The following is a 13728-nucleotide window of genomic DNA, read 5'->3' on the forward strand; positions in this document are numbered from 1 at the left end:
ACTGTGTACCTTAGACACAGTTCTGTTGGTCCGGCAAGCACGAAGATGGGGAGAGGCGTTCATGGGCGGCAAGGAACACGCCGACGCGGTGCGGTTGCTGTGGGGGCCCCACCCCGGGCCTGCCCGGGGGCCCAAGCGGACGCTCGACCTCGGTCGTATCGCGCAGGCCGGGATCGAGGTCGCCGACACCGAAGGCCTGGACGCCGTGTCCATGCAGCGGGTCGCCGCCCTGCTGGGCGTCACCAAGATGGCGCTCTACCGGTACGTGCCCGGCAAGGCCGAGCTCATCGCCCTCATGGTGGACGCCTCGCTCGGCCCCGCCCCGGCCCCCGTCGAAGGCGACTGGCGGGCGCAGCTCGACGACTGGGCGCGGCGGCTGTTCACGGCCTTCCGGCTGCACCCCTGGGTGCTGGACGTCACCGTCGGCCCCCGCGTCATGGGACCCGCGGAGCTGTCCTGGATGGAGCGGGCCGTGGCCGCACTGGACGGTACGCGCCTCGGCGGCGCCCAACGGGTGGATGCCGTCGTCCTGTTGGTCAACCATGCGCGCGGCATCGCCGCCCAGGCCCGCGCGGCGGGGCCGGAGGGTGCCGGGCCCGAGCAGGAACTCGGTGTCGTCCTCGCGCAGTTGATGCAGGAGCACGGCGAGCGGTTCCCCGCCGTCGCCGCGGCCTTCGCCTCGGCGGCGGAACCCGGCGGGGGGCAGGACCAGGCCTGGGAGTTCGGGCTGGAGCGCATTCTGGACGGCCTGGCCGTGTTCATCGAAGAAGGGTGAGGCCGGCGGCCCGGCTCCAGTGGTCATGAATCCGGTGGCCCCGGGGAGACGGGTCTCGTTGGCGTCGAACCGTGACGTACGAGAGTCCGCTCGCCTACCTGCTCGGCCTCGAAGACCTCGCCCTGCTGCGTTCGTTCACCGGCGAGCGTGACCGCGAGTTCGCCGACGACCGCATCGCCGAGATCCGCGAGCTGCTCGCGTCGTCGGCGGACGCGGCCGTGGACGTCGCCCGGGTGAGCACGGTGGACGGCTACGGGTCTGGTCACAGACCTACGACGGACCCAACACGGCGTTCGACCTCGACGAGCCGGTGATCGGGGAGATCGTCGACGCGCTGCCGGCCGGTACCGCCCTGGACGCCGCGTGCGGCACCGGCCGGATCGCGGCCCTGCTGGCCGGGCGCGGCCACCGGGTGTAGTCGGACCTCTGCTGCAACCGGCGTGGCAGGGATCCGAGCAGTTGACCGGCCGCTGCGGTGTTGACCCCCTCCGCCCCCGCCGTTAACTTCGCCGCACGGATGGTCATTTCCGTGCAGCGGAAACCTGGAGGGCGGCGGCATGGGGCAACGGCAGCACACGATCACGACGACTTTCGTCCCCGACCTCCCCGCACGCATCGCCGCCTCCCTCGCCCACGTCGACGCCGAGCTCGCCCGCCGCTATCCCGGCGACCCCGGCACTCGGCAGCCCGTGCACACCGTGTACGTCCCCGCCGACGCCTTCGCGGCCGACACCGTCCGTTCCTGGGGGGACCGCGCACTCGCCGCCCTTGACGAACACACGGCCGATGCGCGGGAATTCGGCGCCGTCCTGGGCCTGCCCGACGGCTTCGCCGTCCCGGTCTACGAGCGCGTCCGCGCCAAGCTGCAGCGCGAGCCCGTAGAAGATCTCCGGATCGACTTCGAGGACGGGTACGGACACCGTCCCGACACCGAGGAGGACGCGGCCGCCGCCCGTGCCGCTCGCCTCGTGGCCGAGGCGTACGAACAGGGCACGGCCGCCCCGTACATGGGGATCCGCATGAAGTGCATGGAGGCCCCCGTCCGCGACCGTGGCATCCGCACCCTCGACATCTTCCTCACCGGGCTCATGGAGGCCGGCGGGCTGCCGGACGGGCTCGTCCTCACCCTGCCCAAGGTCACCTACCCCGAACAGGTGGCTGCCATGGTGCAGTTGGCCGAGGAGTTCGAGAAGGCGCGCGGGCTCGCGGCCGGCCGGGTCCGGTTCGAGATACAGATCGAGACCACCCAGGCCGTGCTCGGCGCCGACGGACGCGCCACCGTGGCCCGGCTCATCGAGGCCGGCGGCGGACGCGTCACCTCCCTCCACTACGGCACCTTCGACTACAGCGCCGCATGCGGGGTGAGCCCGGCCCACCAGTCGCCCGACCACCCGGTGGCCGATCACGCCAAGGCCGTCATGCAGGTGGCCGCCGCCGGGACCGGGGTGCGGCTGTCGGACGGCTCGACGAACGTGCTGCCCGTCGGGACGACCGAGCGCGTGCACGAGGCCTGGCGGCTCCACCACCGCCTCGTCCGGCGGTCGTTGGCCCGCGCCTACTACCAGGGCTGGGACATGCACCCCGCCCACCTGCCCACGCGCTACGCGGCCGTCTACTCCTTCTACCGCGAGGGCCTGGAGCAGGCCGCGGCCCGTCTCGCCGCCTACGTCGCCGAGTCGACGGACGTCGGCGTACTCGACGAACCCGCCACCGCCCGCGCCCTCGGCAGCCATCTGCTGCGCGGGCGCGACTGCGGGGCGATCGACGAGCCGGAGGTCGTCGCGCCGGCCTGGGGGGAGATCGAGCGGCTGGCCGGACGGGTCCGGCGATCTGAGTAGGAGTACGGATAGGCAGCCGCGAACCCGGCGTCCAGGATGGGGAGCATGACCGAAAGAACCGACATCGTACGTGTCAGAGACGGCAGAGGCGTGCTCGTTCTCAGCATCCTCGTGCTGGCGGCACTCTTCCTCGCGCCCAGCCTGTGGGTGTGGTCGCAGGCCCTCGACCTGGTCCGGCACCCGTCGTCGTTCGACTGGAAGAGCAACCACGACAACCACGTCCGGTTCGCGGCGGTTTCCGCCATCGTCTTCGGCACGCCCTTGACGGGGGCCTTCCTGGGCGGGACCGTCGCGGGCGCCCGCGGGAAGCACGGGGGAGTCGGGGCCGCGACCGGGGCGTTCCTGGGGGCGCTGGGCCTGTTGCTCTGTGGCGTGGTGGGGTTCTTCTGGATGCTCAGCGGCGCGACGTTCTCGTTCTGATGCAGCGTCACCATGGCGCCCCGAAGGGGCGCGGGGAACTGCGCGACCAGCCACGACGTGCCCGCAGATGACGTGCCGTGCCGTCCTTGGGGCTTCGCCCCGGACCTCGGGGCAGCGCGTCGGCTGCGGGCCGGCGGTGGCTGGTCGCGCAGTTCCCCGCGCCCCTTCGGGGCGCTGCGGTGTCGCGCGACGAAGATCCGCCGGACACGGCCTACGGCCCCACTTCCCCCGACCCCCGCACGATCAGCCGTGTCGGCAGCACCACTTGGCGCGGTTCCTCACCGGCACCGTCCAGGCGGTGGAAGAGGAGTTCCGCCGCCGTCCGGCCCAGGCGTGCCGCGTCCTGGGCGACGACCGTCACGCCGGGGGAGAGCAGGTCGGCGAGTTCGAGGTCGTCGAAGCCGACCAGGGCGACGGGGCGGGGGAGCCGGGCGAGGACGCGGACGACCGTCGCCGTCACGCGGTTGTTGCCCGTGAAGAGGGCCGTGACCGGGCGCGGGCCGGTGAGCATGCGCTCCGCCTCGGCCGTCACGCGCTCGGGGGCCGTGGGGCCCAGGGAGATCCAGGAGTCGTCCGCCGGGAGGCCCGCGGCGTCCATCGCGGCGTGGTAGCCGCGCAGTCGCTCGGTCGCGGTGTGGACGGTGGGGCGGTCGCCGATGAAGCCGATGCGGCGGTGGCCGTGGGCGACGAGGTGGGCGACGCCGTCGCGGGCGCCGCCGAAGTTGTCGGAGAGCACCGCGTCGGCGTCGATCCGGCCCGCGGGGCGGTCGACGAAGACCGTGGCGACGCCCGCCGCCATCTCCGGTTCCAGGTAGCGGTGGTCGTGGCCGGCCGGGATGACGATGAGGCCGTCGACGCGGCGGGCGCACAGGGCGAGGGCGAGTTCGCGCTCGCGGTCGGCGTCCTCGGCGCTGGAGCCGTTAAAGAGCAGGGCGCCGTGGTCGCGGGCGACCTCCTCGACGGCGCGGTTGAGCGGGGCGTAGAAGGGGTCGGCCAGGTCCTCCAGGACCAGGCCGATGGAGGCGGTGCGGCCCTTGCGCAGGATGCGGGCGCTGTCGTTGCGGCGGAAGCCCAGGGCGCCGATCGCCTCCCGGACGCGCCGCTCGGTGTCCGCCGTGACCCCGGGCTCGCCGTTGACCACGCGCGATACGGTCTTCAGACCCACGCCGGCGCGGGCGGCCACGTCCTTCATCGTCGGGCGGGTGCCGTAGCGGGGCTGCTGCGGGGTGCGGGGGTTGGCGGCGCGGTCGGTCACGGACGGCTCGTCCTCCGGAACGGGGCGGGGCGGAACGGGGCGGGGTGCTGGGGCGTGTGCTAGAGCATAGAGCCTGGACAACGTTGTCAAGACCGGGGGAGACTGGCGGTCCTCACCTTCGCTGCCCGACCCCTCGACCAGGAGAGAACACCCCCCATGCACGACGGACTGCCCGGCCTCGTCGCCGCCCTCGACATCGGTGGCACCAAGATCGCCGGAGCGCTGGTGGACGGCCGGGGCCGACTGCTCCTGCGGGCGCAGCGGCCGACCCCCGCGCACGAGGACGGTGCCACGGTGATGGGCGCCGTGGCCGAGGTGCTCGGCGAGCTGCGCCGCTCGGCCGACTGGTCCCGGGTGCGGGCCGCGGGGATCGGCAGCGCCGGGCCCGTGGACGCCTCCACGGGGACCGTCAGCCCGGTCAACGTGCCCGGCTGGCGCGGGTTTCCGCTGGTCGCCGAGGTGGCGCGGTGCATCGGCGGACTGCCCGTGGTGCTCGTCGGCGACGGGGTCGCGATGACCGCGGCCGAGCACTGGCAGGGCGCGGCCCGCGGCCGGGCCAACGCGCTGTGCATGGTGGTCTCCACCGGCGTGGGCGGCGGACTCGTCCTCGGCGGCCGACTGCACCCCGGACCCACGGGCAACGCGGGTCATATCGGGCATATCAGCGTCGACCTGGACGGCGACCCCTGCGCCTGCGGCGGCCGCGGCTGCGTCGAACGGATCGCCAGCGGGCCGCACATCGCGCGCCGCGCGCTGGAGTCCGGCTGGCGGCCGGGGCCGGACGGCGACGCGAGCGCCGCCGGTGTCGCCGCGGCCGCCCGCGCCGGCGACCCCCTCGCCCTCGCCTCCTTCGCACGGGCGGCGCGGGCGCTCGCCGCGGGCATCGCGGCCACGGCGACGCTCGTCGAGATCGACGTGGCCGTGATAGGCGGCGGCGTGGCCGGTGCCGGGGACGTTCTCCTCGTCCCGCTGCGGGAGCGGCTGCGCGAGTACGCCGCGCTCTCGTTCACGGCGGGCATCGAGGTCGTGCCTGCTCGGCTGGGTGGCGACGCAGGCCTGGTGGGGGCCGCGGCCGCCGCCGCGGAGGCGCTGGGGCTGTGGGCAACTGCCGCGCCCTGAGCGCATGGTGTTGACCGTGCACCATGCCGCTCGTACACCTTTCCGTGGCAAGGTGTACCGGGCAGTACACAGGGGGCTACGGAAAAGGGGGAACCGTGATCGTCTGGCTGAACGGAGCGTTCGGAGCGGGGAAGACCAGCACGGCGCGCCGGCTGACCGAACTCATCCCCGGCAGCACCCTCTACGACCCCGAGGTGACCGGCGGGGCGCTGCGTCATCTGCTGCCGGCGCAGCGCATGGCGGAGGTGGCCGACTTCCAGGACCTGCCGGTCTGGCGCCGGATGGTGGTGGACACGGCGGCGGCGCTGCTCGCGGAGCTGGGCGGAGTGCTCGTCGTCCCCATGACGCTGCTGCGGCAGGCGTACCGGGACGAGATCTTCGGGGGTCTGGCCTCGCGGCGGATCCGGGTGCGGCATGTGCTGCTGGCGCCCGAGGAAACGATCCTGCGTTCGCGGATCGAGGGGCGGGTGGAGTTCGCGCACGACCCCGTGCGGAGCGAGGCCGTCCGGCAGTGGGCGCGGGAGCATCTCACCCCCTATCACGAGGCGTTGGGGTCCTGGCTGAAGGACGACGCCTTCGCCGTCGACAACAGCCGGCTGACGCCGTACGAGACCGCCGAGCGCGTCGCGCAGGCGGTGCGCAGCGGGGCCGCCGGGCCGTGCGAGATCGTGCAGACGCCGGAGCCCACGACCGAGACGCTGGCCGCGGGGGTGCTGCTGTTCGACGAGGACGACCGGGTGCTGCTGGTGGATCCCACGTACAAGCCGGGCTGGGAGTTCCCGGGCGGGGTCGTGGAGCCGGGGGAGCCGCCCGCGCGGGCCGGGATGCGGGAGGTGGCGGAGGAGATCGGGATCGAACTCGCCGCCGTGCCCCGGCTGTTGGTCGTCGACTGGGAGCCGCCGAAGCCGCCGGGGTACGGGGGTCTGCGCTTCCTCTTCGACGGCGGCCGGCTCACCGGGGCCGATGCGCGGCGGCTGTTGCTGCCGGGGTCGGAGCTGCGGGGGTGGCGGTTCGTGACGGAGGACGAGGCGATGTCCATGCTTCCGCCGGTGCGGCTGAGCCGCTTGCGGTGGGCCCTGCGGGCGCGGGAGCGGGGGAGGGCGCTCAATCTCGAGGCGGGAGTTCCCGTGGGGTGAGGGCGAAGGGAGCTGGGGCGGTAAGTCGGATCGTCCGAGTTCTTTCGCTTCTCTTGTAGGGGTTCCGGGCGGAGTGCTGCACTGAATCCCGGCCTCGTCGAGGGATGCTGCCCCATGTTCCCGTTCAGTGAGCAGACCGCAGTCGATATCGCGTCGTCCGAAGGTGTCAACTGCCGAGTGCTGCTCGGCAGATACAAATCCCTGTCGGCGCGGGGGAGAGCGGGGGGACGGCGTCATACGCGTCTGCTGACCCTGGTGCTTCCGCTGAAGGGGGCCTTTCCGTTCGTCCTCGGGGAAACGGCTCACCAGGTCCGGCCGGGGCAGGTGCTGCGCATCCTGCCGGATACGCCCTATCGCTTGGATACGTCCACCCTGCCCCGCGGTGAGCTGGCTTGGATGATGCTGGGGCCGGTGCCGCCCCCCGGGCGGGATTCTCTGCCCCGGGCCGTCGAGGTGCTGGCCGATTCCCGGGGGCCGGTGGTCTGGCGCGTCCCGGCGCAGGTGCAGGCGAGCTGGGAAGCGGCGTTCGGCCTGGTGAAGGACGCCCGCGACTGGATCGGCGAGAGCCTTCTGGCGCACGCTCTGGCGGAGTGCGTGTTTCTCCTCGTCCGCAGTTTCCATGCCGCCGACCGGACCGTTCCCGTCGCCTACAGCCGCAGAGTGGGCCGGGCGCTCGACTGGCTCGACGCGCACCTCGGCGAAAGCTGTACGGTCGCCGAACTGGCGCGGGCGGCCGGGCTGTCGGAACGCCAATTCCACGGAGTCTTCCGCTCGGAGACGGGCACGACGCCCCGGGATTTCGTACTGCGCCGCAAGATCGAGCATGCGCGGGCACTGCTCGAAAGCAACCCCGCATGCGATATCACGGCCGTGGCACACGCGCTCGGCTTCTCCTCGTCGCAGTACTTCGCGACGGTGTTCCGCCGCTACCAAGGGATGTCGCCCTCGCAGCTGCGCCACGGGACGTGCACGAGATAATCCGCTGCCGGAAATTGAACGCCACCGGCGTCGGCCGGGCCGTAGCGTCTCCACCGCATCGCAAGTCGGCCATGTCGGGGAATTTCCCCAAGTGCCGTGACTTGCCCGGGCGTCAAGCGTCTCAGCTGTTCTTTCGGCTGTTCCTTCAGCTGCTCCGCGCTTGCGCCGAGTGAAGGGAGACCACCGTGCATCCGCTCCGCAAAACCATGGCAGCCGTGTTCAGTGCGCTCGTGCTCGCCGTGCTCGGTCTGCTGCCCGCGGGAGTCACCCCGGCCACCGCGGCCGGCGCTGCCCACCACGCCCCGAACGACCCGCCCAGCCCCGCACCGTACTCCTCGCACCTCGTTCCCGGTGTCACCGGAAGTGCCGCGGCGAAGCTGCTGACACCTGCGCAGCGCGACGACTACATGAAGCAGCACTACGCCCACCTCAAGCAGAGCGCCTCGGCCTCGCCGGCTCCGGTGCACCAGTTCTGGGCGATCTATCCCTCGGGGACCGACACCCCCACCGCCACCGACGCCCACCACACGGTCACCCCGAGCCTGCGCACGTCCAACAGCGGTGACGTCGTCTACGCGCCGACCCTGTACCCGGCCGGCAACGCGTGCATCGAGAACACCACCGCCTATGAGAACAACACGGCCGTGATCTGGGCCTGGGACTGGTGCAACAGCTACACCGTCGGCAAGTACACGGCGATGGACGCGAACTTCCAGGCCACGTACACCAAGAACGGCTCCTACGAGGTGCAGATCAGCAAGACCAACGCGTCCACCAACCAGTGGACGATGTGGCTCTTCAACTACTCGACGAACAAGTGGGACAACTACTTCCAGTCCGCCGGCTACGACAAGAACAACGGTACGCAGTCCCCCAACGTCGGTGGCTGGGACGCCTTCGAGGTCTACTCCGCCAACAACCCCTCCACCAACCAGCCCTACATCTGCGCCGACACCGCCAACGACTCCTTCAGCGCCACCCAGATCTGGCAACTGGTGAACGGCAGCTGGAAGGCGCCGGACAGTTCCGACTCCGCAGCCGACGCCAACGGCGCCATCTTCGGCTGCACCCACCTGAACGCCAAGGTCACCACCGCCAACTCGGCCTGGACGGTCAGCAACCCCTGACCGTCCGACCGCCCGACCGTCCCCACGACAAGGCCCCGGCAGGGAGTTCCTGCCGGGGCCGAGTCGTTTCGATCGACGAGGGCGATCAGGCCTTGCTGCGCGCGTAGTTGACCAGGAACAGCGCCTCCGTCAGCGACAGCCGCTCCAGTTCTTCCGGCGACACGCTCTCGTTCACCGCGTGGATCTGGGCCTCCGGCTCGCTCAGGCCGATCAGGAGGATCTCCGTCTCCGGGTACAGCGAGGCCAGCGTGTTGCACAGGGGGATCGAGCCGCCCATGCCGGCGGTCTGCATCTCCTCGCCGGGGTACGCCACCTGCATCGCCTCGGCCATCGAGGCGTACGCGGGGCTCTCGGTGTCGGCCTGGAAGGGCTGGCCCTGGCCGACCCGCTCCACCGAGACGCGGGCGTCCCACGGGGCCGCCGACTCCAGGTGGGCGGTGAGCAGCTTCGTCGCCTCGGCCGCGTCCATGCCCGGGGGCACGCGCAGGCTGATCAGGGCGCGGGCGCCCGCGTGGACGGACGGGGTGGCGCCGACGACCGGCGGGCAGTCGATGCCGAGCACCGTGACCGCGGGACGGGCCCACAACCGGTCGGCCACCGTGCCGGAGCCGATCAGGGAGACGCCGTCCAGGACCTTCGCGTCCTTGCGGAAGTCCTCCTCCGGGTACTGCAGACCCTCCCAGACGCCGTCCGCCTCAAGACCGTCGACGGTCGTCGAACCGTCCTGCGCGCGCAGCGAGTCGAGGATGCGGATCAGGGCGGCCAGCGCGTCCGGGGCGGCACCGCCGAACATGCCGGAGTGCAGGTTGCCCTCCAGCGTGTCCACCTGGACCCGCACCAGCGTCATGCCGCGCAGCGTCGCCGTCACGGTCGGCAGGCCGAGCCGGAAGTTTCCGGCGTCGCCGATGACGATGGTGTCGGCGGTCAGCAGCTCGGGGTGCGCCTCGGCGTACCGCTCCAGGCCGCCGGTGCCCTGCTCCTCGGAGCCCTCGACGATCATCTTGACGGTGACCGGGATGCCGCCGTGCTCCTTGAGCGCCCGCAGCGCGGTCAGGTGCATGATGAAGCCGCCCTTGCAGTCCGCGGCGCCGCGCCCGTACCAGCGGCCGTCGCGCTCGGTCAGCTCGAACGGCGGGGAGATCCAGGCGGCCTCGTCCAGCGGCGGCTGCACGTCGTAGTGCGCGTAGAGCAGCACCGTGGGGGCGCCGGCCGGGCCGGGCAGGATGCCGTAGACGGACTGGGTGCCGTCGGGGGTGTCCAGCAGGGCAACGTCCTCGAAGCCCTCGGTGCGCAGGGCGCCGGCCACCCAGGCCGCGGCCGCCTCGCACTCGCTCTTCGGGAACTGCGCCTCGTCCGCGACCGACTTGAAGGCGACCAGTTCGGCCAGCTCGGCCTTGGCGCGCGGCTGCAGCGAGGCGACGGTCGTCGCGAGTGCGGCCGGGTCCGGTCGGTGGGTCGGGGACGTGTCCATGGACGCTCCTTGTGGGCGCGGTGTCGTGTGTCCGTGGGTTACGGGCGATCGTGACTGTGGTCCCGATCCTCGCACGACCGCCCCGGAGGTTCCCGCGGCGGGTGTCCTGGCCGGTGGGCCGTAGGATGCGGACCGTAGTCGTAGCCGGTGGTCGATGGGGAGCAGAACGCGGTGAGCAGCGACAGCGCAGCCCGGGAAGAGGGCCGGGACGAGTCCGGTACGCCCGGTACGGAGCCGGTGTGGGACGTCGTGGTGGTGGGCGGAGGCCCCGCCGGGGCCTCGGCCGCCCACGCCGCGGCCGCCGCGGGCCGCCGGGTGCTGCTGCTGGAGAGGTCCGAGCTGCCGCGGTACAAGACCTGCGGCGGCGGCATCATCGGCCCCTCGCGGGACGCCCTGCCGCCCGGCTTCCGGCTGCCGCTGCGGGACCGGATCCACGCCGTCACCTTCTCCCACAACGGCAGGATGGTCCGCACCCGCCGCTCCCGGCGGATGCTCTTCGGGCTCGTCAACCGGCCGGAGTTCGACGCCGGCCTGGTGGACGCCGCCCGGGCCGCGGGTGCCGAGGTGCGCACCGGGGTGGCCGTGTCCCGCGTCGAGCAGCACGGCCCGTCCGTGCCCGACCGCCGCACGGTGGCCGTCGTGCTCGGCGACGGCCGCACCCTGCTTGCCCGTGCCGTGGTCGGCGCGGACGGCAGCGCGGGCCGGATAGGGGCGCACGTCGGCGTGAAGCTCGCCCAGGTCGACCTCGGCCTGGAGGCGGAGATCCCGGTGCCGGCCTCCGTCGCCGAGGACTGGGCCGGCCGGGTGCTGATCGACTGGGGCCCGATTCCCGGCAGTTACGGCTGGGTGTTCCCCAAGGGCGACACCCTCACCGTCGGCGTGATCTCCGCCCGCGGCGAGGGCTCCGCCACCAAGCGCTACCTGGACGACTTCATCGGCCGCCTGGGCCTCGCGGGCTTCGAGCCGAGCATCTCCTCCGGCCACCTGACCCGCTGCCGGTCCGAGGACTCCCCGCTCTCCCGCGGCCGCGTCATCGTGTGCGGCGACGCGGCAGGCCTGCTGGAGCCGTGGACCCGCGAGGGCATCTCCTTCGCCCTGCGCTCCGGGCGCCTGGCGGGGGAGTGGGCCGTACGGATCGCCGAGGCGCAGGACGCCGTCGACGCCCGTCGGCAGGCGCTCAACTACGCCTTCGCCATCAAGGCCGGGCTCGGCGTGGAGATGGGCGTCGGCCGCCGCCTGCTGGCGCTCTTCGAGCGCAGGCCCGGGCTCTTCCACGCCGCGATCACCGGATTCCCGCCTGCGTGGCGCGCGTTCGCGCAGATCACGCGGGGGACCACGTCTCTGGCCGAGGTCGTGCGGGTGCATCCGCTGGCGCGGCGGGTGTTGTCGAGGATGGACCGGGGCTGACGGGCCGTACCGCCTGAGGCGGGGGTGCCGAGGTCGCCGGGGCCGGTCGGTGCCGGAGCGTGCGTCCCCGCCGCAAGGACGTCCTCCCGCACAGGAGTGTGGGGCGTGGCTCTCGTGGGCTCCCGTGGGCGGATCGGCGCATTGCCACTCGAACGTGTGGTTGGCAATCGTTTGTCGGACGGGCCCGTGTGCCTCTTCATAACGTCGGCCCATGGTTACTTCGCACCACGAGGCCTCGCACCGGATCTTCCAGGACCGTCCGAAGCTGCTCGCGCCCGTGTTCAAGATCCTGGGCCTGCCACCTCCCGAGAAGGCGACGGTCGAGGTGCTCACCGCGGATGCGACGGAGATCCGTCCGCTGGAGCGGCGGGTGGACAGCGTGTTGCGCATCGATCCGTCGGAGGGCGAGGGGTTCGTACTCGCCATCGAGGCGCAGGGGCGTCGGGATCCGGACAAGGAAGCGAGCTGGGCGTACTACTTGGCCTATTTGACGGCGAAGTACGAGCGTCCGGCGCTCCTGCTGGTGGTGTGCCACGACAAGGCCACCGCCGACTGGGCGGCCGGGCCGTTCGAGCTCGGCCCGGGCTACTGGGCTGCTCTGTCGGTGCATCCGCTGGTGGTGGGGCCGGGGAACGTCCCGGTGATCACCGACCCGGGGGAGGCTGCCGAGGACCTTACTCTGGCAGTATTCGCCGCCATGACACATAGCCGTGGCCGGAATGCTGGGGCAATACTGGAGGCGCTGGCGTGTGCACTGCGCACAGCCGACCCCGTGTCCTTCGCGTACTACTCGGAACTGCTGGAAGTCGGCCTGGCAGACGCCCAGGCGAGAGAAATCTGGAGGGATCTGATGGGTGTGGGCTCTTTCTTCCCCGGGCGTGGCACGCTCGTCGAGGAGAAGTACCTGGAAGGCGAGGCCGCGGGCAAGGTCGAGGAGCGCGCACGGTTGGTGTTGCGTGTGCTGGAGAAGCGAGGGATCTCCGTGCCGGATGAGGTGAGGGAACGCGTCACCGGATGTTCCGACCTGGATACCCTGGAGCGGTGGCTCGACAAGGCGTTCGTCGTGAGCACGGTCGAGTGGGTCTTCGCCGAGGGCAACTGCTGACTTTGCAGGCGCGGTGTCGTCAGGGGCGGCGTGCGGTTGCGGTGAGGCAGCCGTCGAACTCTTCGAGCGTCGCCCCGGGCTCTTCCACGCTGCGCTGACCGCATGCCTCCGGCACGGTTGGGTGTTCGGCTGCGGGTTTGTCAGGGCTGGTCGTGCACTTCCCTGTGCGTCTTAGGGCCTGTCCGATCGGTGCCGGACGTCGCACCTGTTTCTCGCGGCGCGGCGTCCGGGCTGTTGGCTACGGTTTCTGGAGCGTCAGGGTGACGGGGCCGCTCTCGCGGGTCAGTCCGCCGGGCTGGGCGCACTGCTTCATGTTCAGCTGGCCGGCGTCGAAGACGAACTCGGCAGAGTCGCCCTGGAACTCACCGGCCGTCACCTTGCCTGTGAAGGTGCTGAGCAGGCTGCCGCCGGTCGAGTTCGTGGCGGTCGTACCGCTGAACGCGCTGGTCCTGCCGTTGTTCCAGACGAGCGTAAAGGTGAGCGGGCCGGTGAAGAACGGCTTCAGGCAGGACAGGACGAGGTCGGTGTCGGCTATGGCCGGCTGGCTGCTGGTCAGTGTGCGGTCCGTGGAGACACAGTGGGGGAACGTGTCCACCGAGTGGTCGTGCACGAGCTGAGGCTTCAGCGTCAGACCGGGGGTGTAGTTCTCCTGGTCCGTGCCCGTGCAGTTGACGTCGACGGTGACGGCGTGGGCGGCGGTGGCCGGCCCTGCCAGGGGGATGGCCGCGGCGAGCAGCAGTGCCGCTGCTGCTGAGGCGGGTGCGGTTCTCCTGGTCTTCGGCGCACACATGGCAGACCCTTTCTGTCCGGTGCGGGGTGCGGTGACCCCGTCGAATACCGGCCATGGTCGGCCCGCCAGGCCCGCCGACGACATGCCCGTGCAGGGGCGCACAGGCGCCACCCAGGGCGCGCACGACACACCGGACACCTTCCGCCAGGCTCGGCGTGCCTGCGAGGTCGAGGGCCGCCCGACCCACCGGACAGGGCCTAGCTGTTGCAGCGGGCTGTCTCGATGGTCAGCCCGCTGCTCTGCATCGTGTCACGAGACTCGACGACTGTCCTCGACCGTCCAGCCGTTGCCCAGTTCACGGCGCAGA

The 13728-nt window shown here is 71.9% G+C and carries 13 protein-coding genes; 10 read left to right on the forward strand and 3 right to left on the reverse strand.

The window, feature by feature from the left end; genetic code table 11:
• Positions 1 to 61: 61 nt before the first annotated feature.
• From ACMATS_RS32635 to ACMATS_RS32650, 4 genes are all read left to right on the forward strand, one after another.
• Positions 62 to 775 (forward strand): TetR/AcrR family transcriptional regulator, encoded by a 714-nt coding sequence (locus ACMATS_RS32635; protein ID WP_414169928.1) that lies wholly within the window; start codon positions 62 to 64, stop codon positions 773 to 775.
• Between the two features lie 71 nt (positions 776 to 846).
• A complete protein-coding gene (locus tag ACMATS_RS32640; protein WP_414169929.1) occupies positions 847 to 1089 on the forward strand; it encodes a hypothetical protein in 243 nt (80 codons plus the stop codon).
• Positions 1090 to 1332: 243 nt separating this feature from the next.
• A complete protein-coding gene (locus ACMATS_RS32645) occupies positions 1333 to 2613 on the forward strand; it encodes a DUF6986 family protein (protein WP_414169930.1) in 1281 nt (426 codons plus the stop codon).
• Positions 2614 to 2658: 45 nt separating this feature from the next.
• Entirely contained in the window at positions 2659 to 3033 is a 375-nt protein-coding gene (locus ACMATS_RS32650) for a hypothetical protein (protein ID WP_414169931.1), read from the forward strand.
• Between the two features lie 211 nt (positions 3034 to 3244).
• Here ACMATS_RS32650 and ACMATS_RS32655 read toward each other — a convergent pair whose 3' ends face one another.
• Positions 3245 to 4225 (reverse strand): LacI family DNA-binding transcriptional regulator, encoded by a 981-nt coding sequence (locus ACMATS_RS32655; protein WP_414170837.1) that lies wholly within the window; start codon positions 4223 to 4225, stop codon positions 3245 to 3247.
• 219 nt (positions 4226 to 4444) lie between these two features.
• Here ACMATS_RS32655 and ACMATS_RS32660 point away from each other — a divergent pair, with 219 nt between their 5' ends.
• From ACMATS_RS32660 to ACMATS_RS32675, 4 genes are all read left to right on the forward strand, one after another.
• A complete protein-coding gene (locus tag ACMATS_RS32660; protein WP_390775927.1) occupies positions 4445 to 5407 on the forward strand; it encodes an ROK family protein in 963 nt (320 codons plus the stop codon).
• Positions 5408 to 5502: 95 nt separating this feature from the next.
• On the forward strand, positions 5503 to 6543 hold the full coding sequence (locus ACMATS_RS32665) for an NUDIX domain-containing protein (protein WP_414169932.1): 1041 nt from the start codon (positions 5503 to 5505) through the stop codon (positions 6541 to 6543).
• Between the two features lie 114 nt (positions 6544 to 6657).
• A complete protein-coding gene (locus ACMATS_RS32670) occupies positions 6658 to 7521 on the forward strand; it encodes a helix-turn-helix domain-containing protein (protein ID WP_414169933.1) in 864 nt (287 codons plus the stop codon).
• Positions 7522 to 7736: 215 nt separating this feature from the next.
• Positions 7737 to 8648, forward strand: a complete 912-nt coding sequence (locus ACMATS_RS32675) for a hypothetical protein (RefSeq protein WP_414169934.1) — start codon at positions 7737 to 7739, stop codon at positions 8646 to 8648.
• An 85-nt stretch (positions 8649 to 8733) separates the two neighbouring features.
• Here the strand turns inward: ACMATS_RS32675 and ACMATS_RS32680 are convergent, their stop codons facing one another.
• On the reverse strand, positions 8734 to 10119 hold the full coding sequence (locus tag ACMATS_RS32680; protein WP_414169935.1) for a dipeptidase: 1386 nt from the start codon (positions 10117 to 10119) through the stop codon (positions 8734 to 8736).
• A 171-nt stretch (positions 10120 to 10290) separates the two neighbouring features.
• Between ACMATS_RS32680 and ACMATS_RS32685 the strand changes: the two genes are divergently transcribed.
• Both ACMATS_RS32685 and ACMATS_RS32690 read left to right on the forward strand, forming a co-directional pair.
• Entirely contained in the window at positions 10291 to 11526 is a 1236-nt protein-coding gene (locus tag ACMATS_RS32685; protein WP_414169936.1) for a geranylgeranyl reductase family protein, read from the forward strand.
• 211 nt (positions 11527 to 11737) lie between these two features.
• The gene (locus ACMATS_RS32690; RefSeq protein WP_414169937.1) at positions 11738 to 12631 is read left to right on the forward strand and encodes a hypothetical protein; all 894 of its coding nucleotides are present in this window, start codon (positions 11738 to 11740) and stop codon (positions 12629 to 12631) included.
• 238 nt (positions 12632 to 12869) lie between these two features.
• On the opposite strand, the gene ACMATS_RS32695 is transcribed toward ACMATS_RS32690, so the two are convergent.
• Positions 12870 to 13421, reverse strand: a complete 552-nt coding sequence (locus ACMATS_RS32695) for a hypothetical protein (RefSeq protein ID WP_414169938.1) — start codon at positions 13419 to 13421, stop codon at positions 12870 to 12872.
• Positions 13422 to 13728 lie beyond the last annotated feature (307 nt).

It is taken from the genome of Streptoverticillium reticulum, assembly GCF_047456005.1.
Taxonomy (GTDB): domain Bacteria; phylum Actinomycetota; class Actinomycetes; order Streptomycetales; family Streptomycetaceae; genus Streptomyces; species Streptomyces reticulum.